The organism is Actinotalea sp. C106 (assembly GCF_023630195.1).
GTDB lineage: Bacteria > Actinomycetota > Actinomycetes > Actinomycetales > Cellulomonadaceae > Actinotalea.
In genome coordinates this window covers 1-1,226 of sequence record NZ_JALPKN010000514.1, presented here as the reverse complement: position 1 = coordinate 1,226, position 1,226 = coordinate 1, and the positions used below count along the sequence as shown (strand labels likewise).

The window sequence follows — 1,226 nt, the reverse complement described above, 5'->3', positions numbered from 1 at the left end:
GAAGCTCGCGCGCTCGCGCCGCAGCCAGCCGGGCGCGTCGGCCATGAGCTCGTCGAGCTCGGCGGTGCTGAGCGGCTCGGTCATGCCGGCGCGGGCGAGGCCGCTGGTCGAGACGCGCAGCCGTGCCGCGACCACCTGGCGCGGGTGGGGGCCCTCCTTGCGCAGGGCCGTGAGCCAGGCCGGAGGGTTCTGCTGGAGCTCGTCGAGCTCGTCGCGACTGATCGCGCCGGCCTGGAACTCCTCGGGGGTCGCGGGCAGGTAGACCCCGAGCTTGGCTGCCGCCGTCGCGGGCTTCATGGTCTGGGGCTTCCGGTTCCGCCGGGGCGCGCTGTCGCTCACCCGCCCAGGATAGGTGCCCGCGCGGCTACCCTGGCCCCAGCCTCACCGGGCCCGCCTCAGATCCTCGCGGCCCGGGTCACCCGAGGGCAGCGCAACGAGACCCGGGACGGTCCGGACAGGGGGATGGTCGTGGTGGACGGTGGCGACGGGACGACCCAGGCACCAGCGCCCGAGCGGTTCCGGCTCGCGATGGTCCCGGGCACCAGCCCGGGCCGCTGGTTGCGGACCTGGGGCGAGCGCAGCGACCTCCCTGTCGAGCTGGTCCACGTCGAGGTCGCCGACCAGCTCGCCGCCCTGCGCGAGGGCCTGGCCGACGTCGCCCTGGTCCGGCTGCACGAGCGCCCCGAGGACCTCAGCGCGATCCCGCTCTACACCGAGACGTCGGTCGTGGTGGTCCCCCGTGACCACCTCGTGACCGCGGCCGAGGAGGTCACCGCGCGGGACCTCGCCGAGGAGACGCTCCTGGTCCCCGCGGACGACGTCCTCGCCTGGGCGGAGCGACCGGGCGAGCCGAGCCTGCTCCCCACGCCGCCGACCACGGCCGAGGCCGTCGAGCTCGTCGCGGCGGGGGTCGGGGTCCTCGTGGTGCCGCAGTCCCTCGCCCGCCTGCACCAGCGGCGCGACGTCGCCTCCCGGCCCGTCACGGACGCCCCCACCTCGACGGTGCAGCTCGCCTGGTGCACCGACCGCACCACCGAGGAGGTCGAGACCTTCGTGGGGATCGTGCGCGGCCGCACCGCGAACAGCTCACGCGGGCCCCGCCCGACGAGCTCGGACGAGGACCGCGGCACGCAGACCACGGGCCGGGCCGCGGACGGGTCAGCGGGCCGAGCGGGATCGGCCCCCCGTCCCGTCCGGGGGGCCTCCGCAGGCCGCGGCGGCACGTC

2 protein-coding genes are annotated in these 1,226 nt (G+C 76.7%); one reads left to right on the top strand and one right to left on the bottom strand.

All coding sequences use genetic code 11. The features are described 5' to 3' along the window. The coding region (locus L0B03_RS18105) for a DUF5997 family protein (RefSeq protein WP_250448431.1) at positions 1-297 on the bottom strand (297 nt) is incomplete at its 3' end. A 165-nt stretch (positions 298-462) separates the two neighbouring features. Between L0B03_RS18105 and L0B03_RS18100 the strand changes: the two genes are divergently transcribed. Continuing rightward, on the top strand, positions 463-1,226 hold a 764-nt coding region (locus L0B03_RS18100; RefSeq protein WP_250448429.1), incomplete at its 3' end, for a LysR substrate-binding domain-containing protein.